Source organism: Chryseobacterium sp. MIQD13, assembly GCF_050496705.1.
In the GTDB taxonomy this organism is placed as follows: Bacteria; Bacteroidota; Bacteroidia; order Flavobacteriales; family Weeksellaceae; genus Chryseobacterium.
On record NZ_JBNWAF010000003.1, the window covers coordinates 486,745 to 511,230 of the forward strand.

General features: G+C 36.2%; 27 protein-coding genes and 3 tRNA genes. 21 read left to right on the forward strand and 9 right to left on the reverse strand.

Annotated elements, in window-relative coordinates; all coding sequences use genetic code 11:
• Window positions 1-44 precede the first annotated feature (44 nt).
• The 10 genes from ACQWU4_RS14535 (at window position 45) to ACQWU4_RS14580 (ending at window position 6,057) form a co-directional block, all read left to right on the forward strand.
• Window positions 45-932, forward strand: a complete 888-nt coding sequence (locus tag ACQWU4_RS14535; RefSeq protein ID WP_429936468.1) for a decaprenyl-phosphate phosphoribosyltransferase — start codon at window positions 45-47, stop codon at window positions 930-932.
• Window positions 929-2,251 carry an FAD-binding protein gene (locus ACQWU4_RS14540; RefSeq protein ID WP_429936469.1) on the forward strand — a complete coding sequence of 441 codons (1,323 nt, stop codon included), beginning with the start codon at window positions 929-931 and terminating at the stop codon, window positions 2,249-2,251. The genes ACQWU4_RS14535 and ACQWU4_RS14540 overlap by 4 nt, the downstream gene beginning before the upstream one ends.
• On the forward strand, window positions 2,248-2,973 hold the full coding sequence (locus tag ACQWU4_RS14545) for an SDR family NAD(P)-dependent oxidoreductase (protein ID WP_429936470.1): 726 nt from the start codon (window positions 2,248-2,250) through the stop codon (window positions 2,971-2,973). The genes ACQWU4_RS14540 and ACQWU4_RS14545 overlap by 4 nt, the downstream gene beginning before the upstream one ends.
• 5 nt (window positions 2,974-2,978) lie before the next feature.
• Window positions 2,979-3,566 (forward strand): HAD family hydrolase, encoded by a 588-nt coding sequence (locus ACQWU4_RS14550; protein WP_429936471.1) that lies wholly within the window; start codon window positions 2,979-2,981, stop codon window positions 3,564-3,566.
• Between the two features lie 23 nt (window positions 3,567-3,589).
• Complete coding sequence (locus ACQWU4_RS14555; RefSeq protein ID WP_429936472.1) at window positions 3,590-4,054, forward strand: hypothetical protein; 465 nt, start codon at window positions 3,590-3,592, stop codon at window positions 4,052-4,054.
• A gap of 2 nt (window positions 4,055-4,056) precedes the next feature.
• Window positions 4,057-5,232: a cysteine desulfurase family protein gene (locus tag ACQWU4_RS14560; RefSeq protein ID WP_429936473.1), complete on the forward strand. Its 1,176-nt coding sequence runs from the start codon at window positions 4,057-4,059 to the stop codon at window positions 5,230-5,232.
• 85 nt (window positions 5,233-5,317) lie between these two features.
• Window positions 5,318-5,635, forward strand: a complete 318-nt coding sequence (gene trxA / locus ACQWU4_RS14565) for a thioredoxin (RefSeq protein ID WP_027374941.1) — start codon at window positions 5,318-5,320, stop codon at window positions 5,633-5,635.
• 134 nt (window positions 5,636-5,769) lie between these two features.
• A tRNA-Asp gene (locus tag ACQWU4_RS14570) sits at window positions 5,770-5,843 on the forward strand.
• Between the two features lie 33 nt (window positions 5,844-5,876).
• A tRNA-Asp gene (locus tag ACQWU4_RS14575) sits at window positions 5,877-5,950 on the forward strand.
• Between the two features lie 33 nt (window positions 5,951-5,983).
• Window positions 5,984-6,057: transfer RNA gene (locus ACQWU4_RS14580), tRNA-Asp, on the forward strand.
• A gap of 106 nt (window positions 6,058-6,163) precedes the next feature.
• Here the strand turns inward: ACQWU4_RS14580 and ACQWU4_RS14585 are convergent.
• Entirely contained in the window at window positions 6,164-6,844 is a 681-nt protein-coding gene (locus ACQWU4_RS14585; protein ID WP_429936474.1) for an aspartate/glutamate racemase family protein, read from the reverse strand.
• A gap of 31 nt (window positions 6,845-6,875) precedes the next feature.
• A complete protein-coding gene (locus ACQWU4_RS14590; protein WP_429936476.1) occupies window positions 6,876-7,541 on the reverse strand; it encodes a metallophosphoesterase family protein in 666 nt (221 codons plus the stop codon).
• A gap of 115 nt (window positions 7,542-7,656) precedes the next feature.
• Between ACQWU4_RS14590 and ACQWU4_RS14595 the strand changes: the two genes are divergently transcribed.
• The 3 genes from ACQWU4_RS14595 (at window position 7,657) to ACQWU4_RS14605 (ending at window position 10,608) form a co-directional block, all read left to right on the forward strand.
• Window positions 7,657-8,172 (forward strand): GNAT family N-acetyltransferase, encoded by a 516-nt coding sequence (locus tag ACQWU4_RS14595; RefSeq protein WP_429936477.1) that lies wholly within the window; start codon window positions 7,657-7,659, stop codon window positions 8,170-8,172.
• A 529-nt stretch (window positions 8,173-8,701) separates the two neighbouring features.
• Window positions 8,702-9,460 (forward strand): response regulator transcription factor, encoded by a 759-nt coding sequence (locus tag ACQWU4_RS14600; protein WP_429936478.1) that lies wholly within the window; start codon window positions 8,702-8,704, stop codon window positions 9,458-9,460.
• 113 nt (window positions 9,461-9,573) lie between these two features.
• Window positions 9,574-10,608 carry a L,D-transpeptidase gene (locus ACQWU4_RS14605; protein ID WP_429936479.1) on the forward strand — a complete coding sequence of 345 codons (1,035 nt, stop codon included), beginning with the start codon at window positions 9,574-9,576 and terminating at the stop codon, window positions 10,606-10,608.
• Here the strand turns inward: ACQWU4_RS14605 and ACQWU4_RS14610 are convergent.
• The 3 genes from ACQWU4_RS14610 to ACQWU4_RS14620 all read right to left on the reverse strand — a co-directional run bounded on the left by ACQWU4_RS14610 (window position 10,601) and on the right by ACQWU4_RS14620 (window position 13,213).
• Complete coding sequence (locus ACQWU4_RS14610; protein WP_429936480.1) at window positions 10,601-11,128, reverse strand: hypothetical protein; 528 nt, start codon at window positions 11,126-11,128, stop codon at window positions 10,601-10,603. The two genes, ACQWU4_RS14605 and ACQWU4_RS14610, sit on opposite strands and share 8 nt — an antisense overlap.
• 3 nt (window positions 11,129-11,131) lie before the next feature.
• A complete protein-coding gene (locus ACQWU4_RS14615) occupies window positions 11,132-12,454 on the reverse strand; it encodes a PDZ domain-containing protein (protein WP_429936481.1) in 1,323 nt (440 codons plus the stop codon).
• A 120-nt stretch (window positions 12,455-12,574) separates the two neighbouring features.
• A complete protein-coding gene (locus ACQWU4_RS14620; protein ID WP_429936482.1) occupies window positions 12,575-13,213 on the reverse strand; it encodes an alpha/beta hydrolase in 639 nt (212 codons plus the stop codon).
• A 224-nt stretch (window positions 13,214-13,437) separates the two neighbouring features.
• Here ACQWU4_RS14620 and ACQWU4_RS14625 point away from each other — a divergent pair, with 224 nt between their 5' ends.
• The gene (locus ACQWU4_RS14625; protein ID WP_429936483.1) at window positions 13,438-13,860 is read left to right on the forward strand and encodes a hypothetical protein; all 423 of its coding nucleotides are present in this window, start codon (window positions 13,438-13,440) and stop codon (window positions 13,858-13,860) included.
• A 188-nt stretch (window positions 13,861-14,048) separates the two neighbouring features.
• Window positions 14,049-15,734, forward strand: a complete 1,686-nt coding sequence (locus tag ACQWU4_RS14630) for a helix-turn-helix domain-containing protein (RefSeq protein ID WP_429936484.1) — start codon at window positions 14,049-14,051, stop codon at window positions 15,732-15,734.
• A 32-nt stretch (window positions 15,735-15,766) separates the two neighbouring features.
• Here ACQWU4_RS14630 and ACQWU4_RS14635 read toward each other — a convergent pair whose 3' ends face one another.
• The 4 genes from ACQWU4_RS14635 to ACQWU4_RS14650 all read right to left on the reverse strand — a co-directional run bounded on the left by ACQWU4_RS14635 (window position 15,767) and on the right by ACQWU4_RS14650 (window position 19,145).
• Window positions 15,767-16,006: a hypothetical protein gene (locus ACQWU4_RS14635; protein ID WP_429936485.1), complete on the reverse strand. Its 240-nt coding sequence runs from the start codon at window positions 16,004-16,006 to the stop codon at window positions 15,767-15,769.
• 17 nt (window positions 16,007-16,023) lie between these two features.
• The gene (locus ACQWU4_RS14640) at window positions 16,024-16,242 is read right to left on the reverse strand and encodes a hypothetical protein (RefSeq protein ID WP_429936486.1); all 219 of its coding nucleotides are present in this window, start codon (window positions 16,240-16,242) and stop codon (window positions 16,024-16,026) included.
• A 274-nt stretch (window positions 16,243-16,516) separates the two neighbouring features.
• Window positions 16,517-17,155 (reverse strand): response regulator, encoded by a 639-nt coding sequence (locus ACQWU4_RS14645; RefSeq protein WP_429936487.1) that lies wholly within the window; start codon window positions 17,153-17,155, stop codon window positions 16,517-16,519.
• Window positions 17,142-19,145 (reverse strand): tetratricopeptide repeat-containing sensor histidine kinase, encoded by a 2,004-nt coding sequence (locus tag ACQWU4_RS14650; RefSeq protein WP_429936488.1) that lies wholly within the window; start codon window positions 19,143-19,145, stop codon window positions 17,142-17,144. Before ACQWU4_RS14650 ends, ACQWU4_RS14645 begins: the two co-directional genes overlap by 14 nt.
• A gap of 242 nt (window positions 19,146-19,387) precedes the next feature.
• Between ACQWU4_RS14650 and ACQWU4_RS14655 the strand changes: the two genes are divergently transcribed.
• The 6 genes from ACQWU4_RS14655 (at window position 19,388) to ACQWU4_RS14680 (ending at window position 24,399) form a co-directional block, all read left to right on the forward strand.
• Window positions 19,388-20,389 (forward strand): T9SS type A sorting domain-containing protein, encoded by a 1,002-nt coding sequence (locus ACQWU4_RS14655; RefSeq protein WP_429936489.1) that lies wholly within the window; start codon window positions 19,388-19,390, stop codon window positions 20,387-20,389.
• 197 nt (window positions 20,390-20,586) lie between these two features.
• The gene (locus ACQWU4_RS14660) at window positions 20,587-21,096 is read left to right on the forward strand and encodes an outer membrane protein (protein ID WP_429936490.1); all 510 of its coding nucleotides are present in this window, start codon (window positions 20,587-20,589) and stop codon (window positions 21,094-21,096) included.
• Between the two features lie 106 nt (window positions 21,097-21,202).
• Window positions 21,203-21,700: a hypothetical protein gene (locus tag ACQWU4_RS14665; protein ID WP_429936491.1), complete on the forward strand. Its 498-nt coding sequence runs from the start codon at window positions 21,203-21,205 to the stop codon at window positions 21,698-21,700.
• Between the two features lie 364 nt (window positions 21,701-22,064).
• Window positions 22,065-22,529 (forward strand): hypothetical protein, encoded by a 465-nt coding sequence (locus ACQWU4_RS14670; protein WP_429936492.1) that lies wholly within the window; start codon window positions 22,065-22,067, stop codon window positions 22,527-22,529.
• Between the two features lie 55 nt (window positions 22,530-22,584).
• Window positions 22,585-23,589: a T9SS type A sorting domain-containing protein gene (locus ACQWU4_RS14675; RefSeq protein ID WP_429936493.1), complete on the forward strand. Its 1,005-nt coding sequence runs from the start codon at window positions 22,585-22,587 to the stop codon at window positions 23,587-23,589.
• 48 nt (window positions 23,590-23,637) lie between these two features.
• On the forward strand, window positions 23,638-24,399 hold the full coding sequence (locus tag ACQWU4_RS14680) for a hypothetical protein (protein ID WP_429936494.1): 762 nt from the start codon (window positions 23,638-23,640) through the stop codon (window positions 24,397-24,399).
• Window positions 24,400-24,486: the final 87 nt, after the last annotated feature.

Genomic DNA, 24,486 nt, shown 5'->3' on the forward strand with positions numbered 1-24,486 from the left:
CTGTAAATTTTGAATTCACTATTTTTGTAACCGAAATAGCATAAATGAAGAAATATCTTAAACTCCTCCGTGTGGAGCAATGGGTGAAAAACTTGTTTGTTTTTGTCCCTCTGTTCTTTTCCGGAAATATTACAAATCTAGACCTACTTACTAAAAGCATTTTTGCGTTTATTATTTTCTCCCTTGCTGCAAGTGTTGTCTATATCCTTAATGATTATAATGATATAGAAGCAGACAGAAAGCATCCCGAAAAAAGAAGACGTCCTCTTGCAAGCGGAGCTGTTTCAAAATCCAAAGCTCTGGGAATTCTTACAGGACTTATTATTGTTGATGTTGCCCTTGTATTTCTTGCACAGCTTTATTTCCACAAACCATTATGGAAGTTCGCCACCATTATTGGGCTTTATGTTGTAGTTAACATTGCCTATACCTTCAAGCTTAAGCATGTTCCTATTATAGATATATTCATTATTGCCTTAGGTTTTGTATTCAGGGTTCTCGCCGGAGGTTACATTACAGAAATAGGGATTTCGCAGTGGGCAATCTTACTGACATTTGTTCTTGCCCTTGTTTTGGCTATCGGAAAAAGAAGAGGAGAACTCATCAATGCACAGGTTTCCGGGAAAACAAGAAAAGCTTTGGACGGATATAATGTACAGTTTGCAGATATTGCATTATCTATTTCAGTGACACTGGCTATTGTCTGCTATCTTATGTTTACACTCTCACCTGAAGTCCAGGCAAGATTCCATGAAAGAGTTTTCTATACCGTCATATTTGTAGTCTTTGCATTTTTAAGATATCTGCAGCAGACATTGGTATACAACAGAACAGAATCTCCTACTAAAATTGTATACAGAGACCGGTATATCCAGATAACATTAGTGCTTTGGGTAGCTGCATTTTTAATCCAGATTTATTTTAAAAAATGAAGCCGAATTTCACACAGAAAGTTACAAACTGGGGGAATTTCCCCATTGTAGAAAAAGAAATGAGATCTGAGGACAGCTTCAAAAAAATAAAAGAATTTGTACTCAATCATAACGAAATTATTGCAAGAGGTAACGGAAGATGTTATGGTGATGCTTCCCTGGGAGAATCCATATTCTCAACCAAAAAACTGAATAAATTTATAAGCTTCGACCGTCTCAACGGGATTATAGAATGCGAATCCGGAGTACTGCTTTCAGATGTGCTTGAAATTTCGGTTCCGCAGGGATATTTTCTTTACGTAACACCCGGAACAAAATTTATTTCGGTAGGAGGAGCTATTGCTTCTGATGTTCATGGTAAAAATCACCATGCAGAAGGCTGTTTTTCAGAATATGTGACTGAATTTAAACTGATGACTGAAAACGGAGATATCATAACATGTTCCAGAGAAGAAAATTCAGATAAATTCTGGGCTACCATTGGAGGAATGGGGCTTACCGGGATAATACTTACTGTAAAATTTAAGCTTAAAAATATAGAATCCGCCTACATACGCCAGGAAAGCATAAAAGCAGAGAATCTGGATGAAATTTTCAGGCTCTTTGAAGAAAGTGAAAACTGGACGTATACGGTAGCATGGATCGACTGCCTTCAGAAGGGCAAAAACCTGGGAAGAAGCATTTTGATGAGAGGAGAACACGCTTTTCAGCATGAACTTCCGCAAAACCTTGCAAAACAGCCATTAAGACTGAAGAAAAAACTGCAGCCTACAGTCCCTTTTTATTTTCCTGGGTTTGTGTTGAATGCATTGACGGTAAAAATATTCAATCTTCTGTACTATAAAAAACAGACGAAAAAAGAAGTTAAAAACTTTATTGATTACGAAACCTTTTTCTATCCGTTGGATGCCATCAACGACTGGAATAAAATTTATGGTAAATCAGGCTTCATCCAGTATCAGATGGTAATTCCTAAAGAAGCCGGTAAAGAAGGGATGAAACAGATCCTTGAAACTATTGCAGCAAGCGGAAACGGTTCTTTTTTAGCTGTTTTAAAGCTTTTCGGCAAGAATAACCCGGAAGCTTATAATTCATTCCCGTTTGAAGGCTATACGCTGGCTCTCGATTTTAAGGTCAATTCAAAGCTGAAGAAGCTGGTAGAGAAGCTGGATGATATTGTGCAGCAATTTGGGGGAAGAATATATCTTACCAAAGACAGCATGAGCAGATCTTCACTCACGAATTACCTTAAAAATATTCAAAGTTCAAAATTTGTGTCTTTACAGCACAAAAGAATCATAAACAATAATGCATCATGATAGTTCTGGGAAGTACATCTGAAGTGGCGCAGGCTTTTGTTGAAAAAGCTTTGCAGGAAGGAGAAAAATTTGAAAAAATATATCTTTTTACCTCAAGTAAAGAAACTACAGAGAGGTTTGCAAGACATATTGATGTAAAGTTTCTGCAGCAGTCTGAAGTAATTGAAATTGATCTGATGAAAGAGATTGATTACAATAAATTTGATCATGTCAGTTCAAATGTATTATTTTGTGCCGTGGGATATTTAGGAGACGGAACCGAGGAAGGTCTTTATGATAACAGGAATACGGAAAAAATCATTAGTATCAATTATTCAAAATTGATCCCGGTAATGAACTTTTTTGCCCAAAAATTTGAAAGCAGAAGATCAGGAACGATTATCGGCCTGTCATCAGTAGCTGGAGACCGTGGGAGGCAGAGTAATTTTATCTACGGAAGTGCAAAAGCAGCATTTACGGCCTACCTGAGTGGACTCCGTAATTATCTTTTTGAGAAAAAAGTACATGTTCTTACTGTAAAACCGGGCTTCATGGCCACAAAAATGACGGAAGGACTGCCTTTGAATCCAAAACTGACTGCAACACCGAAGCAGGCGGCAGCATGTATTTATAAAGCTTTCAAAAAGCAGAAGAATGTAGCATATGTTTTGCCTGTCTGGAGTGTTATTATGTTGATTATCAGGAATATTCCTGAATTTATATTTAAAAAATTAAAGCTTTAGTAAAAATGAAAAAATTGTATTGTTTTGATTTTGACGGAACCCTGACGTATAAGGATACGATGTTTATGTATCTTAAATTCTATGATTCTACCAAATTCAGGATACAATTTTTGAGACATGTTCCTCTTTTTATATTATTAAAGTTAAAGCTTGCCGAAGCTGAGAAAGTAAAAAAAAGTTTTATAGGATCTATTCTGAAAGGGCAGACCCAGGAAAAGATCGAAATGAAATCCAAACAGTTTTTCGAACACCATTATCCAAAAATTGTAAGGGAAAACGCCCTGGACTTTATAAAAAATATCGATAGGGATAATACACAGAGTTTATTGGTTACCGCATCGCTGGATATCTGGGTAAAGCCTTTTGCTGAAAAGCTGCAGATGCAGCTGATATCCACACGTGCAGAGTTTAAGAATGGTGTTTTTACAGGAAATTTCATTGGCAAAAACTGCAACGGAAAAGAAAAACTTCTGAGAATAAAAGCAGAAATTCACGACACTAAATACGATAAAATAATCGCTTTCGGAGATACTTCCGGAGACCGCCAGATGCTTAAGTGGGCAAATGAGGGTCATTACCAATTTTTTCACTAATTTTGGGTGGTAAAAATGTAATAATGAAAAGACTGCTTGTTTTATCTACTGCAATCTTGATGAACTGTACAGCCATACCATCTCAAAGAGCATCCGATATGCCGGGAAATGCAGAGCTGCTTGTTTCCGAGTCGCAGGGAGGTACAGATGAAGCCGGATTTACTATTATTAAGAATGAAAAAGAATTCCGTAACGCTATTAAAGGCAGTTTCGGTCTTATAGGATTGAAAAAAGAGCCGTCTGTCAATTATCCGGATTTTCCGAGAAATAAAAAAGTGGTTATGTACCATATGGGAACTTTCAGATCGGGCAGCCATAGAATTACCAGTATCAAAAATGCATCGGTGAAGAATAATGTACTGTATGTGGAAGTTCCGGCAGAAAGATCGGGCGGAATGGAAATTCAGGTACTTTCAAACCCTTGGTTTATTTTTGCTGTTCCTTCAGATTATCAGTTTACCTCAGTAGAATTAAAATATTCAAAATAAAAATGAACAAAATATATTTAGATAACGCTGCAACAACTCCTCTTTCAGAAGAAGTCATAGACGCAATGGTTGGTACCATGAAGATGAATTTCGGGAATCCGTCTTCTACCCACAGTTTTGGACAGGAAGCAAAGATTCTTATTGAAAACGTGAGAAGACAGGTTGCAGAGTATCTTCATGTAACTCCTGCGGAGATTATCTTTACCTCATGCGGAACAGAATCGAATAACATGATCATCAAATCCAGTGTAGAACATTTGGGCGTTGAAAGGATCATCAGTTCACCATTGGAACACAAATGTGTTTCTGAAAGTATTCTGGATATGAAAAGCAGAAAAGGAGTAGAGGTAAACTACATCCGTCCTAATGAAAAAGGAGATATTGATCTTGGCAAGCTGGAAGAATTACTGAAAGCTTCCGATAAAAAGACTTTGGTAAGTTTAATGCACGCCAATAACGAGATCGGGAATATTGCAGACATCAAAAAAATTGCTGAATTGTGTAAGGCAAATAATGCTCTTTTCCATTCAGATACGGTACAGACAATGGCCCATATGAATCTTGATTTTTCTGATATCATGGTGGATTTTGCTTCATGCAGTGCCCACAAATTCCACGGTCCGAAAGGAGTAGGTTTTGCTTTCATCAGAAAATCAACAGGAATGAAAGGAATTATTACAGGCGGACCTCAGGAAAGAAGTTTAAGAGCAGGAACTGAGAATGTAGCCGGTATCGTAGGTCTTGGAAAAGCACTGGAACTTTCTTTAGCTCATATGGATGAATACACCAGCCATATGCAGGGAATAAAAGACTATGCAATAGAAAGGCTTTCCGCAGTGATTCCGGGAATTAAATTCAATGGAAGAAGTGCAGAGAAGGAAAGCAGCCTTTATACGGTTTTAAGTGCTTTGCTTCCATACAAAAACCCATTGATCGGGCTTCAACTGGATATGAAAGGAATTGCAATCTCTCAGGGCAGTGCCTGTTCTTCAGGGGCATCCAAACCTTCTATGGTAATGATGATGGTTCTTACAGAGGATGAAATGGATCATTGTACGCCATTGCGTATCTCTTTCAGCCACATGACGACAAAAGAAGAAATAGATGCTTTGGTGACAGCTTTGGAAGAAATTTCAAAAGACTTTACTATAGAAAAAACAAATGTTGAGCATAGATAGTCTTATTGCTTAAATATCGTAATTTTGAACATCCGATTAAGGATTGAAATAAGAATATAATATTAATTTAAATAAAAGAAACAAAATGGCTTTAGAAATTACGGACAGCTCATTTCAGGACACGGTTTTAAAATCAGATAAGCCGGTATTGGTGGACTTTTGGGCAGTATGGTGCGGACCATGCAGAACTTTAGGACCAATCATCGAAGAAGTAGCATCAGATTTTGAAGGAAAAGCAGTAGTAGGGAAAGTTGATGTAGATAACAATCAGGAAATTTCTATGCAGTACGGCATCAGAAATATCCCTACGGTTCTGATTTTTAAGAACGGTGAAGTGGTTGATAAATTAGTTGGTGTGGCTCCAAAAGAGGTAATCGCTGAAAAACTAAGCGCACACTTATAAAAAAAATAACTTTGATAATGAATGCCTTCCATTTTTGGGAGGTATTTTTTTAACAAATAATTTGCAGGTAATTAAAAAAGGTGTAATTTTGCAATCACAAAAAAGAAACAACGTTCTTTACAACAACAGAAAATGATCCGGTAGTTCAGCTGGTTAGAATGCCGCCCTGTCACGGCGGAGGTCGCGGGTTCGAGTCCCGTCCGGATCGCAAAAGTTTTATAATTTACTTTTAAAAAAATTAGATCCGGTAGTTCAGCTGGTTAGAATGCCGCCCTGTCACGGCGGAGGTCGCGGGTTCGAGTCCCGTCCGGATCGCAGAAGTTTTCTCAATTTCTTTTTAAAAAAATTGATCCGGTAGTTCAGCTGGTTAGAATGCCGCCCTGTCACGGCGGAGGTCGCGGGTTCGAGTCCCGTCCGGATCGCAAGATCTTTAAACCCCCTTCAATTATTTGAAGGGGTTTTTATTTGCAATAAATTGTCTTTAAAAAGAAAGTCTTTATTATACTACTTTAAAACATTCTGGAAGAATTACGAAACAATATACTCCACAATAGACTCACAATGTATTTTTGTAGTATCAAAAACAGGAATTGTAAAGTCATCCTGGCTGATCAACATCGGGATTTCCGTACAGCCCAGGATAATGCATTCTGCACCACGGCTGATAAGATCTGCTGCAATAGAAATATAATTAGCTTTAGTTTCAGGATTAATGAATCCCACTCCCAGTTCCTCTTTTACAGTATGCTGGATATAATCTCTTGTTTCCTGATTTTCCGGAATCAGTACTTCAAGGCCATATTCTTCAAGCTTATCTTTGTAGAAATCCATTTCCATGGTAAACTTTGTTCCCAACAGCCCGGCCTTTTTTAATCCTGCGCAGCGTATTACTTTTGCAGTTTCTGCCCCGATATGAATGATTGGTAGTTTTATACTATCCTGAAGTTTGTCTGCGAACAGATGAGCTGTATTTGCACATAGAACAATGCTTTCTGCCCCCGTGTTTTTCAGCTGCTGGCAGGCATTAAGCAAGAGCTCAAAAGAATTTACCCATCCTTGTGCCTGAACATCTCCGAAATTTAGAGAATATACCATGCATTCAGCTGCATTCAGGCCTCCCAGTCTGGCATTGACCCCTTCATTGATGAATTTATAATAATCCAACGTGGATACCCAGCTTATTCCGCCTACCAGGCCAATTTTTTTCATAGTATTCTGTTATTTGTAGTTGAAAGCAAATCTAGATAAAAGTTTCCAATGTATCCCGGATATCGGTTGGGATATTGATCACTTCAAGGATTGATGAATCACCGGAGATTTTTAACCCTGTCAATCCATATCCGTAGACTGCTCCAGTATCTATATTAACCGAGTTTGAATTTTGGTTAAATAAAGGTTCAGCATTTTTCAAGGGAGTGTGTCCGTGTATCTGTAGTTTACCAATATTTTTCAGGCTTTTTCTATTCCATAGCACACTGTCATCATGATCTTCATTGTAAGGATTATCTGTTTCTGATATTCCAGCGTGTGTGATCATCAGAAAATCTGTTTCGTATTTTAGAGAAAGTGATTTAAACCAGTTCCGGATTTTTTTGTGGTCAATATTATTTTGATCAAAATCATGCAGTGTTTTCTCTCCGCACTGCCGGGTCCAGTTAAGGTTTTCACCTTTGTCATAATACTCAATGAACTCATACTCATGGTTTCCCTTTAAAACAATGCAGTTAGTGTAAGATCTCTGAAGTTCCATGCACTTTTCAAGAACTTTTGAACTGTAATTGCCCCTATCTATTAAATCTCCAAGAAAAATTAAGGTTTCATGATCTGCATCCCAATGTCTTATCATTTCTTCCAAAGTGTAAAAACACCCGTGTACATCACCAATAATAAAAAACTCATGAGACAAAATTAAACAAAAACAGCTTCGTATCTGAATATTTCCCAGTATTACAGTATTGTTAAGATGTACAGAGTTATTTTTTATCTCTAATTTTGTTTGAATAACCCATCAAGCTCAAAATATGATTATAGAAAACAGCAACCGAAAGGATATTGAAGAAATTTTCAGACTATACCGTTTGGCAACCGACTTTCAAAAGACGAAAAATATTGTATTGTGGCCGGAATTTGAAAGGAGTATGATAGAAACTGAAATTGACGAAAACAGACAATGGAAAATCGTAATAAATAATGAAATAGCCTGCATTTGGGCCGTAGCTTTCAGTGATCCGCAGATCTGGGGTGAAAAAAATTCTGACCCTGCAATATATATTCATCGCATTGCAACCAATCCGGAATTCAGAGGTCAAAATATGGTTACTGAAATTGTGAACTGGGCAAAAAAGTATTCAAAACAGCACAATAAACGGTTCATAAGGATGGATACTGTTGGTGAAAATATTCCTTTAATCAATCATTATAAAAAATGCGGATTTAATTTTCTGGGATTGGTACAGCTGAAAGATACAGACGGTCTTCCCGGACATTATCATAATGCTGAACTCAGTTTGTTTGAAATTGATTTGTCTGGAGCGTGAGATTAAGCCCAAATGCCATTCCATAAACAAAAATTACTGCCTTAAAGACAGTAATAAGACCAGCAATATGATGTTTCAATCGTTTGTGTGTTTTTTTGTAGAAATTCTAAGATGCTGATCTTTAAGGGCTGCTTTAATTCGGCCGTTGTTAATATTTTCAGTCTGAATTAACCCCTATGGATTAAGTTTATTTACGATAAAAACTTGATGGATGAAATTTATTTCAACTTTGACCGAATCATTTTCAGGCAGCTTCTTTATTTCATGGTTGTTGATATATATATTGGGTTGGGATCTTTTGAAATTGAAAGAGAAAATAACAGAAACTGTATTGAAAATAAATAGCGAATAAAAATAAATGTTTTTCATTTTCAGGTTGTTAATTTATTTTCTTTGATACAGAATTGATGGTTATTTTTAACAAAATTAGATCACGGTAGTTTGATTTCCACTACACTTTTGTGTAGATTTGCTTATGAATGAAAAATACTACACTTTTGGGTAGTACTTTATTGATTTGTAAAAATGTATGGAAGAAATTAACAGATTTTTTAACGATAAGAATGAAGTTCGCAGTGATGCTGAGATAGACCGCAGCCAGATGGGGGATTATCTGGAAGCTGTAAAGGCATTTTCAAGACTTACTTATCAGAGTCTGTATGTTATAGACTATCAGACCAGAGCTTTCGATTATGTATCTGATAATCCGTTGTTTTTATGTGGGAAATCCTCAGAAGAAGTGAAAGAGCTAGGTTATGCTTTTTATTTTCAGAATGTAAAACCTGAAGATGTTGAACTGTTAATTAAAATCAATGAAGCCGGATTTGAGTTTTATGAAGGGATTCCTGTGCAGGAGAGAAAACTGTATTCTATTTCATATGATTTTTATCTTCTGAATGGTAAAAAGGATATGATTCTGGTCAATCATAAACTTACTCCTATGTTTCTTACAGAAGAAGGGCAGATCTGGAAAGCATTATGCATCGTTTCACTTTCCAATAGCACTTCAGCCGGAAATATTGTGATAAGCAGGGAAGGTTCGGATGAACTTTGGAAATATGATCCTGAAATTAGTAAATGGGAACGGGATGAAAAAATAAAGCTTTCCCAAAGAGAATATGAGATCCTTAGTCTTTATGCAAGCGGACTTACTATTAATGAGATTGCAGAAAAATTATTTATTTCTGCTGATACTGTAAAATTTCACAGGAAAAAACTCTTCGAAAAAATTGGAGTAAATAATATTGCAGAAGCTCTGGACTATGTTAAAACCAATAAATTGCTCTAAACCAATATGCTTTGATACCGTTTTTTTACGGTATTTTTTATAATGTCTTTTGTGATTCAATTTTAGGTCTGATATTTGCACAAGATAGTCAAACTAAATAGCCGATTTTATTTATGAAAAACACGCCTGTGAAAAAGTCATTTTTATATGCCCTCTTCTGTGCTGCAATGCTGATTTCATGTAAGAAAGAAATTGAAAAAATAAGCGATACTTTTAAAGATACAGTTTCATCATCAGAAACACCTGCAGTGGAAAAAGATTCCATTAAAAAGGATTCTGTGGTGAAAAAAGAATCTGTACCTCCGGCAATGCAGGAAAATGGTTTTTATAATGCTTTTGTTCTTCCCAAAGATAAAAAGCTCAGGGATTCTGTATATGCAGAGTTCAGCAAAAAATATAGCGAGAAAGAGCGGTATGCTATTCTGGCATTAAACAGACTTGATTCTAAAAATAGATGGAATGCTGATACATTGGTGGTTCCGGCAAAGATCGATACAACACTTATGGAATATTCGCCTTTTCCGATGCAACTTGATATATTGAGCGGTGTGAAAAAGTTTGTGATATTTTCCTATCCTATACAGGCTTACGGAGTCTATTCCAACGGAAGCCTGGTGAAATGGGGACCGACAAGTATGGGGAAAAAGGCTGCCCAGACAACACGCGGACTTACTTTTGCCAACTGGAAAAAGAAACTTTCCATTTCAACGGTGAGCAGCGAGTGGAAGCTTCCTTATAATTTCAATATTCATAATGTTGGAGGTATTGGATGGCATCAGTATGATCTTCCGGGGTATCCGGCATCCCATTCATGTTTACGCTTGTTGATGAAAGATGCACAATGGCTTTATTCGTATGCAGATACCTGGATTCTGAATCCGGGAGGTGCAACAACCAAGGCAAAAGGAACACCTGTAATGGTATTCGGGGATTACAAATGGGGTGGCAGAAAACCTTGGAGAAAGCTTTTGGATGATCCCAATGCCAATAATATTTCAGTGGAGGAAATGACTCAACTTTTGGAACCTCATGTAGACAGAATGATCAAAGAACAGGATAACAGGGAAAAAGTATCAGATTCTATTAAAGCAGCCAAAGCTATGGCTCCGGTTCAGAATGAAAAACCTGAAGAAGTGCCTGCTAATTAATTTTTTTTTCAAACTGTAAAGTAGATTCTTCTGCAAATTTTCTAAGCTTAAGCATTTCTTCTTTTCCCTTGTGCTGTCCGAATCTGGCAGCTGCATAAGTAAGAAAAATACAGAATAACATAATAAATGAAGCGCTCAGGGCCCACGGGAACTCAGCGCTTTTTATCTGCTTTTCCACGTAATACATGGTGAAAAAAGTCATCCACAGAATAGAAAAGGAAAAATAAAGAAACATAAAGAAAGTCCATACTGCAGAACTGGGACCGAATACTCCCCGTATCGCTGTTTCATCGTCCTCAATTTCTATCCGTAAAGAAAGCCTTGGCTTCCAGTAATTGTCATATTTTGTTTCCACATATATCGTAGCTACTTCCTTATTGATGTTTCCGGAAAATTCATCCTTATGGTCGGCAAGATATTTTTTTAGATTCTCCGCATACTCTTCTTTGGTAAGGTGCGTGAACATCTTGAATCTAGGGCGGGTCCTTATTTTATCTATTGTGCTTTCTTCTGTCTTCATATTTTATTCTTGATAGGGGATAGGATCTTCCAATACAAAACTAAAGGTCATTTCCTGATTTTTTCTCTGAATTACCATGGTGATATTTTTGCCTTCTTCGGATTTCATCATTTCCATAATTTTTTCCATGCTCATGTCGGAAGTCCGGCTTCCGTTGATGGTCATAATACGGTCATCTTTCTTCAGCCCTGCTTTAAATGCCGGTGAATCTTTTCTTACGCCTGCTACCGAAAAGACAGGCTTTAAAGTAAATTTATACTGAAAGTTATTGATCACGGAAATTTCGTTGTTGGCTTCGGATAATTTTTTAGGTTCGATTTTTACCTTGTCTTCCTGCCATTCCAGACCGTCCTGTTTAAAATCTAATCCACTCATATTGAAATGAAAAGGATCATTAAAATTTCTGTTTTTTTTCAGGTATATTTTTCCGCCCTTATAATCGAAAACGACTGAAAATCTACGCATTATTTCACCTCCTACAGATCCCTTTCTGTCCTTCACCAGGGTTACGTGCTGAATGGAATACTCATCAGGCATTGCGGTGAGTGGCATTTCGAATTTGAAATCTCCCAGATAAAAATTATGGATACGGCTTCTTTTACCGAAAATATCTCCGTTGAATCCACGGCCCAGATAATCATCAATATTAGGTCTGTTGTATACAAAATCTTTAATAAGAGTAGGGAAGAGCCATATTGCATCGCTGTTGCCAAGATCTATCAATAACTTTGAGTTTTTCTTTGTATTAGTCATTTCTACATCAGCATTCACATAAGGCTTGTCATTTTCCACACTCATAGGAAGCTCTTCAAACTTTCGGATTTTCTTTGTAAACAGGTCAGCATCCTGATAGACTGTTATTTTTTTTGATGTATAATCTATGGAAATAGGATGATTCTTAAAAAAATGGTATCCGATAACGCCATTCACTGGAATTCCTATGTGAGATGAAATGTTGAATTCTTCATCTATAACAATATACAGCATCATAGAGGAATTGATGATATTATCACCTATTTTGGCAGTATTACGGTCAGATTTAAATCCATCAATACTTACATTGCCTCCAAGGCCTGAAAATTTAATCTTTTCTATATTCTGCAATTTAACATCTTTATTTTCCAGACTGAAAAGAATGGTTTCCGCAACCCCGGTATCAAGCATAAAGGTAAGCTCGGCACCATTAACATTGATGGGAATGAAGATAAGATTATTGATAAGCTTAAAAGGGATGACTGCTTTTTTCACATTAACCAGCTCAAAAGAATTTTGTGCATTTATAAAAATGCTGAAGAATAATCCTAGTAAAAAAAGCTTAAGTTTCATTTACTGAATTTACTGAAATAATCCCTAATGTCAATAAAAAAACATTCCAAATGTAGGAATGTTTATACAAACTACAATGAAGTAGTGATATCCGTTAAAATAATTTTAAATGAATTAAAGCTATTTTGAGAAAAAGTCCATCAGATCCATATAGTTCTTCTGATTCACACCATGTCCGCTCATATACTCTCTGAACGTAAAATAACAGCTCAGGTCATAAAGAAGGTCTGCTGCCTTTCTTCCCCATTCCATCGGGATAACAGCATCATCTGTTCCGTGGGATACGAAGAAACGGAGTTTTTCCAGTTTCTTTTTGTCTTTTACAATGCCATCCAGAAGTTTTTCCTCAGGGTAGCTGCTCAGGCAGGCTACATAATTGAACAGATCAGGATGTTTCAATGCCAATGCATAGCATAATATTCCCCCCTGACTGAAACCGCATAAATGAACTTTGCCTTCAGTAACTCCATAATGATTGACAATTTTCAATATGTTTTCGAGCACTCCGTCTAAAGATTCTTTAGCCTGGGAAATGTCAATAAAATTTTCTGGGTTGTTGAAATCAATATCAAACCAGGAATATCCTTCAAACTGGGTGTCTCTTGGTGCTCTGAAGCTTATAATAAGCCAGTCAGCAGGAAGAGTCTCCCTGAAGCTGAAAAGATCCTGCTCATTACTGCCGTAGCCGTGAAGCATAAAAAGGACGGTTGTATTTGGGGTGATATGTTCCGGTTCTCTTACAATATAATCTAAATTCATACAGCAAATATAATTAATAAATCATATTGTAAATCTAAAACGGAAGCACCTTTTTGATCCTTAACCGGCGAGAGGAATGCATGCTAAGATATAGACTGATAGCGTAATTGTGCTTTTTGCTGATTTGATATTATTTGGAAAACTTTGTTGGAAATTTATCATAAAAATTATTTTTATATTAATAAAAAACTTATATTTGAAACATTAAAAATCTATTTGGAGAAATGAAGCAATTTTACAAATCAAAAAGTTTACTTAGACTTTCTTTTTTATTCGTTCTATTATTTTCGGTAGTTACTGTGTTGAATTCTTGTAAAAAGGACAACGACGACGAGGAATTTGCAGATCATGTTGTTCAGTTTGAAGTGAAAACAACTACCGGAGGAGTGATCAGAGCTATTGTAACACAGGTAGGAACAACCAAAACTGATATCTTTGATCCTGTAGGAACTACATGGGCAAGCGGTGAATTCTTTGTAAATTCCAGCCAGGCACAGTTAAACCTTGATGCTAAAGCAGATCTTCCGGATGCAGACTCAGAACTGGTAGTGAATCTTTGGATAGACGGCGAAATTGTAAGAACGAAAAAGATGGTGGGAGCAGGCCCGTTGGTAGCTTCTATTGATTACAGCTTCTTAGAATTATAAGAATATTTACTTATTATAGATAAAAACCGCTTTTAAAGCGGTTTTTTGTTTTTATAAATTAACCTTTTCTGTTCTGTAGCTTTTGCTATATCAATAATTTTAATATTTATCGTTGAAATTGTACATCAAAATTTTTATATATCAGGACTAAATTAAGTATATTGGTATTCACTTTTATTCCCAAACAAATGTGGAGAAAAATTACAATAAGCCTATTTTTAATTGTATTTATATCTGCTTTCTCGCAAAATAAAAAAGATATAGAATTTTACAAACAGCAATTCTTTGTTTATCAGAAAATAGGAACAGATAGTGCATTAATGTATGTAGATAAGGTACTTTCTTCAAAAAATGATGCCGATCTTGCATTTGCATTTACAGCAAAAAGATACCTGCTTACCATTACCGGTAAGGAAAATGATGCTGAACTATATCTTCCAAAAATTAATAATTACCTGAAGAAAATACCGGAGCAGGAAGACAATTATACAAATCTGTCTCATATTTATAATATTATGGGCAATACGGATATGGCCAACCAGCATCCGGACGAAGCTTTAAAAAAGTTCGTAAAAGCAGATTATTTTGCCCAGAAGAATAATGATATCAAACAGCATATAAAAATTAAAGGGAATATTGCTTTTGTAAAACTTAATATAAAACAGACTGATGATGCCATTACAGAAACCCGTGAAGTTCTCAAACTTTTAAAGGAGAACAGGCGGCTGTATGATCAGGAGAACTATGAAATCATTTATAATACTGTGTTTTCCAATCTTGGACATCTGTATTCTGATAAATATATTTCTGATCCAGAAAAAAACAAAAGCTATGGTGACAGTGCATTGAATAATTTTAACCACCTGCTTTATTCTTCAAAAGATAAGAAACTTTTGGCCGGAACCTATCTGAAATTAGGTACGCTGAATAATAAAAAGAAAAATTATACTAAAGCCTCCGGGTATTATTTAAAGAGTCTTGATATGTATAATCTTTTGCAGCTGAAAGATGAAACCCTTAATATTAAGTATAATCTGGGAGTCAATTTTTATGAATCTGATGACTATGCACAGGCGAAGCAGAATTTCCTACAGATGTCCCATACTATGGAGAAAGATTCTATGACGAATACAGATTATATTTTTGCCCAGGACTATCTGGCCAAAATTTACCTGAAAGAAGGAAAGACAGATTCTGTAGAGTTTTATAATAAAAAGTTCATAGAGCTGTACAAGAAAAATTCAGAAATAGAAAAAAAGAATATTGCGGATATTTACAGGGAGATCAATTCTAAAAATCTTAATGATGAGATCAGTAAAAGCTCTTCCTTACTCAGAAACCGGCTGTTTCTTATTATTGCTCTGATCATATTAATAGGGTGTATCTCTGGCTATCTGTTTTTTCAGATCAGGAAAAAGAAAAAACTCGAAAAGAATCTGGATGATTTACTGCTGCAGGTGAAAAATAATAGCCTGACCGGTTCACAAAATAAAAACAGCTTTACAATAAGCAACGAAAAAGAAGCTGAAATCATGGAGAAGCTGCTGGAACTGGAAGAAAAAAAGCTTTACCTTAAACAGGAATATAATCAGGCTTTTGCGGCTAAGAAACTGAATACCAATACTACTTATCTTTCCCAGACCATTAATAAGTATATGAAAAAATCCTTCAGCGAGTATACCAATGAGCTAAGAATCAATTATATACTGAAGGAACTTTCTGAAGATAAAAAATTGCGGAACTATACTACCCAGGCATTGGCAGGCATCGTAGGATACAAAAGTGGAATATCATTCGCGCGGACGTTCAAAGAAAAAACGGGAGTTACCCCGTTTCAGTATATTGAAAAATTAAATGCTGAAAATTTATCTTAATTAAAAGTATTTATATAAGATAAAGTATTCTTTTAGCACAACGGAACGTCTTGTTGTATGCATCTGTTGTAGGAAAGACATTTGTTTATTTTTACAAGACAGGGGTTTACCACATTACCGGATCCTCCGCCATTATTGGTTCCCCCGCCGCCATTTCCTTCATCAATATCAATTTCGCTGCCTCCGTTGCTAAGAGAAGTGTGGCCGGCAATGATCTTTTGCTGGTCTTTTCTTGATAATTTTTTTAAGCTGTTTTCAAATTGTGTTCTCATATTTTTTCAAAAAGGGGTTAACAAACTGTAATATATTCCATTGTATATTGGTTCTGGAAAACGCACCTTGAGACTCTTATAAGAGTTACACTTCCTGATCCGGTTCCATTATTGGTTCCCCCGCCGCCTGATCCCCCAGAACTTCCTTCATCATTAAATGAAGACTGTCCGGCAACCAGAACCGACTGATCTTTTCTTGATAATTTTCTAACCTTCGAATTGAATTTAATTTCCATAGTGCTTATTTTTAATGAGTATTAATCTTAAATATCAGTTTTCTTTATTATAGGAATAGAGATTGATGTAAAATTAAACATTAATGTGAAGCAAAAATACGGTTACGGAGAGAGAGCGTTTTAAAATAATAGTTTTCAGTTTAATTTACTGAAAATAAGATTTTTATGTTGTTTTTGAAGCCTTACTTTTTATAAAAAGTTCTGCTGTTTTTACTGCTTCAAATAAATTTTCAAGATAATGGATGGAGAGCATTGGTTTGTGAGATGATATCTTTTATTCCTCGATCAGATTCTGCTGCATAGCGCGGTTAATCAGCTCCGTAGAATTTTTGGCCTGAAATTTCTGCAGTAAATTTTTGCGGTGTGTATCCACTGTAAGAGGGCTGAGGAAGAGTTCTTCGGCAATCATGGCGCTCGTTTTACCTTGGGCTACCATCTGAAGAATCTGTTTTTCCCGTTTGGTAATCCTTGGAACAGGGAGGTCATTCTGCGAAGGTCTGCTGATGATCTGCTTTGTTTCTTCACAGAAAACAATATCTCCGGACAGGGCTCCTTTAATGCATATAACCAGCTCATCTATTGAGGTGTTTTTAAGGATATATCCGCTGGCTCCATTCTGTATAGCCTGCATAATAATGCTTCTTTCCGAACGGTTACTGAACATAATCACAGAAGTACTTGGTGAAATTTTCTTGATTTCCCGGCAAAGTTCTGTTCCGTTGGCATCCGGTAGTGTGATATCCAGAAGAATTATATCTATTTCATTTGAACGGAGAAAGCTGATGATTTCCGAACCGGAGGTGAAACTTTCTGAAATATTAAAAAACGGCTGGCTTTTCAGCATCATTTTTAATCCTTCAATAACGATAGGGTGGTCATCTACGATAACGATATTTATTTTATGAGACTGCATTGGTATTCAATTCAATATTAATAGTTGTTCCTTCGTCATCCGAATTGATTTCCATCTTCCCTTTAAGATAATCAATCCTGTTTTTAAGATTATGAAGCCCCATGCTTTTGGACTTTCTGTAATCCTCTTCCTTAAATCCTTTTCCGTTATCTTCTATAGTGATCATGAAGTTTTCATCAGATTGCGAGCACTGCAGCAGTATGTTGGTAGCCTCCGAATGTTTAACGGAATTGGCCAGTAATTCCTGTGCAATTCTATAGATATTAAGCTGTATGGATAAAGGCATATCCTTACTGATGTTAATAGGCTGAAAGTCTACTTTAAGATCTTTTCGGATATAAAAATCGCACAGATCTTTAAGGGCGGTTTCCAGTCCGAAGCTCAACAGGGATTCAGGCATCAGGTTTCTGGCCACATGCCTCAGTTCAGTAACTGAACTGTCAAGTTGGTTTAAAATTTTATAAAAATCCTTATGCCGGTCTGCTTCAAGGTTGGTTGAAGACCATGTAGAAAAATTTATTTTAACGCCTGCAAGCATCCCTCCCAGACCATCATGAAGATCTTTGGCAATACGGGCTCTTTCTCTTTCTTCACCTTCCAGGATAGCTTTTGTAAGGGCTAATTCTTCTCTCTGCTGAATTTCCTTTATTTCCTGCTGAAGATTTATTTCTCGCTGTTCCGAAATTTTTCTGTTCTTTTTAAAATTTAAAAATCCTAAAATAATAAAGCATACAGATAACAGGGAGGCAAGCCCCAGAATCCACATATATTTGTTTTTTTTGCTGATTTCCAGCTGTTTTTGAACCAATTCTTTATCTTTTTCGGATTTTCTGTATTTTGCTTCAAGAACAGCAATGTTTTTATGGATAGAAACGGTATTGAGGCTGTCAAAAGAATCTATATACTGTTCAGCATACAGGTTGGCTTTTGTTGTGTCTTTCAATGCGGTATAATTTTTGGAAAGCTCTTTTAAAACTTCCTGTTTGTTTTTTTGAAAGGGCGTATTTTCATATACCTCTTTAAAGATCTGGTTGGATTTCCCATACTTTTTCAGTTCGCTGTTAAGCTGTCCTTCAAATAGCTTTATTCTTTCTGCAATAGCTGTATTTTTATATTTTTCGGCATTGTTCAATCCTGTGGCAAAAAGTTTTACCGCTTCCGGATAGTTTTTTTGTTTCATCTGATAATATCCCAAAGTGCAGTAATAAAGCGAATAAAAATTGGATTCCGGATAGTCTTTAATGATAGAATAAGTTTTCTCTATTTCTGCATTTGCCTGAGACATTTTGTTTTCTCTGATCAGTCCGTCTGCTTTCAGCAAAAGAGCTTCTCCCAAAATTGCTTTGGACTGTGATGTCTGCTTTTTTAGTTTATTGATAGAATTTTCAGCTAGGCTCATGTATTCTATTGATTTAGAATAATCTTTTGAATTGTAAAACAAAATGCCTATGCTTTTATATAAAGCTCCTGTCAGCTCATAATCTCCCAGGGATTTGGCTAGCGGTATTGCCTGGTTTGTGATAATATTCATCGATTCCACTTCTTTATTCTGAATGATCCTGAATAATGCTTTATTCTGAAACATAATGATTCTTATCTTCTTTGCTTCATTACTTTTATATTTTTTCAGGAGTGATTCTATGTTTGTGAAATCTTTTTCAAGAAGGTTGACAACATCAGGTTTTGTATAATTTACAAGCGACTGATAATAAAGTCCGATATCTCTGTATACAGGACTTTTAGATGAATTTTCGATGCCCTGCTTCAGGTATTTCTGATAATTTTCCATGTCCTGCCGGGTAAAATAGGTCGCGGCAATCTGGTAAGACTTAATAGCCTTTACTGTATCAACAGTCTCGTTATTGGCAGCTATAACCAAACTATCAAAATTATTGTTCTTTTTTTCAAGGTAATAGAAATAAATAGACTGTGCATTAATATTTAAGATACCGAAAAACGAGATTAATAATAAAAATAATCCTTTTCTCATATTTTTTGTGGAGTCATGATTGATATTATAAATATTTTGTGAATTTATTAAAAAAAACAGATGCATCTGCAGCATGTTTTATCTTTTTAAGGTAATGATTTGGGAACGGGTACAAAATACCTAAAAACTGGTAGAAGTAAATACTGTTTTTTATGTATTGTTCCTGTCAGGGATACAGAATAGTTTTGTGATACGCATCCAGATCAACTTGTGAGAGTTTAATAATCCAAAAACATTAAATTATGAAAACAATTTATTTCAGCTTTTTAATATGTACAGGCGTTTTTATCTCTGCACAGCCTGTAATTCCGGCAAGTCATGGCAGTCAGTTGGGAACCTTAACGTATAGTCATGCAGACGGCACTACACTTGCTAATTTAGTACCGGGACCTTCAGGAGCTAACCAGACCTGGGATTTTTCTCAATATACCTCTGCCGGAACTACTTCGCAAACAACTTATAACTGTCCGGGAAATGTTAACTGTTCGGATTTTCCTGTAGCAAACATGCTAATAGGAATTGCAGGATCAGATTCTTATTCTTATATGCTGTTTTCAAATAATGAAATTTCAACGGTAGGAAGTAAAGTTGTTGACCAAAACAATAATGTGGCAAAGCAAATTTTTGACAATTATAAGTTGGACCAGAAATATCCGATCACTTACCAGCAAACATTTAGTGATTCCTGGAGCTCTCATTCTGATCCTGCAGGAAATACAGAAACAGGAACTCAGACAATTACTGTAGATGGATACGGAGCACTTATTACTCCTGCAGGGACTTTTTCGAATACTTTAAGGATTAAAAGGGTACAGAATATCACTACAAATGTAACAGGAAGCCCTACGATGACCGTTGTAAGCGAATCTTATATGTGGCTGTCCCCCAATTATAAAGGGACTTTACTGCTTATTTCGTTTAATAATATAACTCTTGCAGGATTTCCCACAAATCAAACACGTTCTTTCACCTATGGCAATAATGGCCAATTGTCTACTATGGATCTGGATGCATCTGAGGATGCTCATGCGGATATCTTTCCCAATCCCAGTTCGGATTATATTAATTTAAAAACAAGAGAATCTGTTGTGAAAGCAGAGATCAGCAATATGGAAGGAAAAATAGTTTGGGAATCTTTGAAAACAGATAAAATCAATATTTCTCACCTGTCTACGGGAAGTTATATTCTGAAAGCAGAATTGAAAAACGGGAAATCTATTGTGAAAAAATTTCTTAAAAAATAGATCCGGCATGTGCATTTTGGCCAGGTTTCGGTTTCATCATTTCAGATCAGCAGATGTGCCCTAACTAAATTTTACTAGTTTTTTCAGATTTAGGCATATCGACCGGCTTTCATAACTCTCAGGTATTTCTTCAAAATGCACAGCGGATTTTTAGTAACAAACCAAATTAAAATCAACATAAAACATTAAAAAATTAAATGAAACAGAAAATTATTTTTCTCGGGCTTATCGGTCTTTTCAGCACCGTTAATGCACAGAGAGTTCAGAAAGGCGAAGCGCAGATCAATGCAGGAATAGGTTTTTCAAGTGGCTGGGGAATGCCGGTATATGCCGGACTTGATTATGGAGTGCATAATGATATTACGGTAGGGCTGGAAGGAAGTTACTCTACCGAAAAATATACAGGAAACATCAAGGGGTCCTGGTTCGGAATAGGAGTTAATGGAAACTACCATTTTAATTCACTTTTTAAAATTCCTAACAAATGGGACATTTATGCGGGAGTAACTCTTGCCTATAACTCATTCTCGTATAAGTTCGAAGATCAGGATTTTGATGATTACTATGACGGAGATTCTTCAGGAGTAGGTTTTGCAGGCCAGGCGGGAGCCAGATATTATTTCACCGATCATTTTGCCGTAAATGTGGAGTTTGGAGGCGGAACTGTGGCTTCAGGAGGTAAAGCTGGTATTTCATATAAGTTTTAGGATAAAATATGGTTGCAACAACCTTCAGCAATTTCTGAAACAAAACCGGTCAGATATGCGTAAAAATTTAAATAGGAATTAGTTTATAAATTAAAATATGAGAATTATGAAAAAAATCAATTTACACAGAACATTCAGAAATGCCTTTGCCTTCTTACTGACAGCGCTTCTCTTGGGCTTTGTATCTTCATGCAGCAAAGATGATGATGAACCGGGAGGCGGTGACGGACCTGGAAACGGTGGTGCCAATTATAAAATAACTGTTACTTTGAATGGGGTAAATGCTACGGATGACTATGTTTCGGTAGTCGCTTCCGGGAGCGATTATCAAAACAGCACTTCTATCTGGAAAATTAATGGGACCGTTCAGAATGGTCAGACAGCTGTAGGATTGAATGACAGTAACTTTGAGGGCGCTACCAAAACCTATATTATTGAAACGAATTCTCCTATTGTAGCCTTAGCAGCCTCAATTCAGGTTATTAATTTTCATTCTGCCATTACAGGAACTTATAAGGTAGAAAAGAACGGCACAGCAATAGTGAATGAAACGATCAATTTAACGACAGATGGTGCCGATTTTACAAAACAATATTCACTCTAATTGACTGTTTTTCTGAAGAAACAGTACAGCTTTATAATTTTATCTGTAGTGTTTTTTTTAAAAGATTAAGTAATTTTTTCAGTTTAAAATTTTGTATAAAAAAGAGAGACCTTGAAATCAAAGTCTCTCTTTTCATATATCATACTGCCTGAAATTCCTGATTGAGTTTTAATCATGAGTTTGATGTTTAATTCTATGGAAATGAGTTTTTTATAATTTTTTTTGAAGCCTTACTTTTTATAAAAAGTTCTGCTGTTTTTTATAAAATATTTATGGATACAGTTTTTTCCTGATCCCGATTACCCAAAATTTGTACTGTAAAACAAACATAAAAGATTTTCAATTAACCTTAAAAAAACAGAGTATGAAAAAAATAGTATTCATGAGTTTTGCTTTTGCAGTATGTAATATTTCCATGATAAAAGCACAGAGTTTTTTAGACAAAATAGACCGGACAATAGATAAAGTAGACCGTGCATCGAATACTGCTGACCGGGCTTCCGGTACAGGCAGTAAACTGGGGTCATTATTTGGTAAGAAGAATAAAAAGAACACTGCTAAAGCCAGTGAAGACAGTAATAAAACCATTATAAAAATTTCCGGTATAGATCTTACTAACCTTAAAAAACTGGATGGTATCATTTCGGGAGTAGGCGGGGTGACTGATACCAGTATGAAGTATAATGCTGCAGTATCCACCATCACGGTAATGCACACGGGAAGCTCGGAGAAGCTGCTGGAAACTGTACAGCCGAAAGCAAAAAGTATTTTTACCGATAAAAATATTGAAAGCTTTGATGAAGGAAGCATAGAGATTAAGATGAAATAAAATACAGGTGACTTTTGCCAATACCGTACAATCAATTTCTATAAATAAAAAAATTATGAAAAAGTTATATCTTACTCTTTTGATTCTTATCATTGCAAAAATAGGTGCGCAGCCGGTTGTTTCGGCTACGCATGCCATCCAGCCAGGTCCTGTTACTTATTACGGGGTAGATCTCACACAGTTGAGTGCTTTAACGCCCGGACCATCCGGAGCTAACGTTTCATGGGATTTTTCCCAGTATACATCTGCCAACACAAGTACACAGACCCGATATGACTGCCCAGGTGGTAATTCCAATTGCTCTGATTCCCATTTCCCACTGGCTAATAAAATTGTTGAATCAGGTGGTGGAGAAAGTTATTCCTATTTCCAGTATGCTAATAATGAGCTTCTGACTCTTGGAACTAAATCGATAAGTGGTGGAGTAACTACTTATTATACCTATACCGATCCATCACTGGAACTAAAATTTCCGGTTACTTATTTACAGACTTTTACGGATACATGGGCCGGTCACAATACTTCGACATCCTTTACTGAGACGGGAACACAGACCGTTACCGTAGATGCTTACGGAACACTTAAAACAGCTTTGGGTATATTTCCCAATACATTAAGAGTGAAAGTGGAAAAAAATATCACAAGTAATACAGCAGGCGGTCCAACATCAAATACGATATTTGTAGGTTATAGCTGGATCTCATCGGGTTATGCTGGAATTCTATTGGCGATCGGTTTTTCAGACACAACAATTGTAGGTTTTCCTGCGATCCATAGCCGTTATCTTACTTACGGGAAAAATACGCTTACACTAGGTACTGAAGATGTTACAGCCAATAAGCAGGTTGATATTTACCCTAATCCCAGTTCAGATTATATAAACATCAATAATGGGGAAAAAATAGTAAAAATAGAAATGAATGATGCAGAAGGAAGAAAGATTACTGAGCTTAAAAAGGCTGATAAAATAGATATTTCAGAATTTCCTTCAGGAATCTATTTGATGAAGATCATATTCAAAGACGGAAAAATTCAAACCAGAAAAATAATCAGGAAGTAACGTTTCTGGAGATTTGATTGAATAGAATTAATATTTAAATCTGGTTTTATGATGGATAAAGTTAATAAGCTTGAAAAGAAGATAATCCGTTTGCAGATTATCTGTACAGTAATGATTCTTACAACCGGCCTCATTCTATTATCCGGATTTGTTTCACAGGACAAAAAAAGATTTGATCAGATAGATGTGGAGCGGATCAATATCATTGAAAAAGACGGAAAGCTGAGAATGACCATTTCAAATAAAGAACGTTCACCGGAACCTCTGTTTAAAGGAAAGCCTTTTGGCCTTAAAGGAGGAGAACGTACAGGGCTTATCTTTTTTAATGAAGAAGAAAGCGAAGTGGGAGGGTTAATATTTTCAGGAAAAACAGACGCTAATGGAAAGTATTCTGCATCAGGCCATCTGGCGTTTGACCAGCATAATCAAAATCAAATTCTTTATTTGTCATACGGTGACCAGAACGGAAACCGCAAAATGGGGCTGAATGTAGATGACTGGCAGGAATCACCCGTATTCTCCGAATGGAATCAGCAGTATCATCAGGCGGCAAAAATAACCGATGCAGAGGAAAGAAGTAAAAAAATTAAGCAGCTTATGGAACCCCGTTCCGGTGAACCTGCGTTTGCAAAAAGGGTTTTTGTGGGAAGAGATGAACAAAAGAAAGCTACTGTAATGCTGGCTGACCGGGCCGGAAAACCCAGGCTGAGACTGTCTGTAGATGCAGGAGGTGAGGCAAAAATAGATTTTCTTGATGAAAAAGGGAATATTACGTACAGTCTTCCTGATAATGCTCAGCAAAAAAAGTAATCAGTAAATGATGTAAAAAACTAAAAACACAACTTTAGTCTTTTCATATAATTTTTTATAGTGGAGAGGCGGTCTGAATCAAAACCG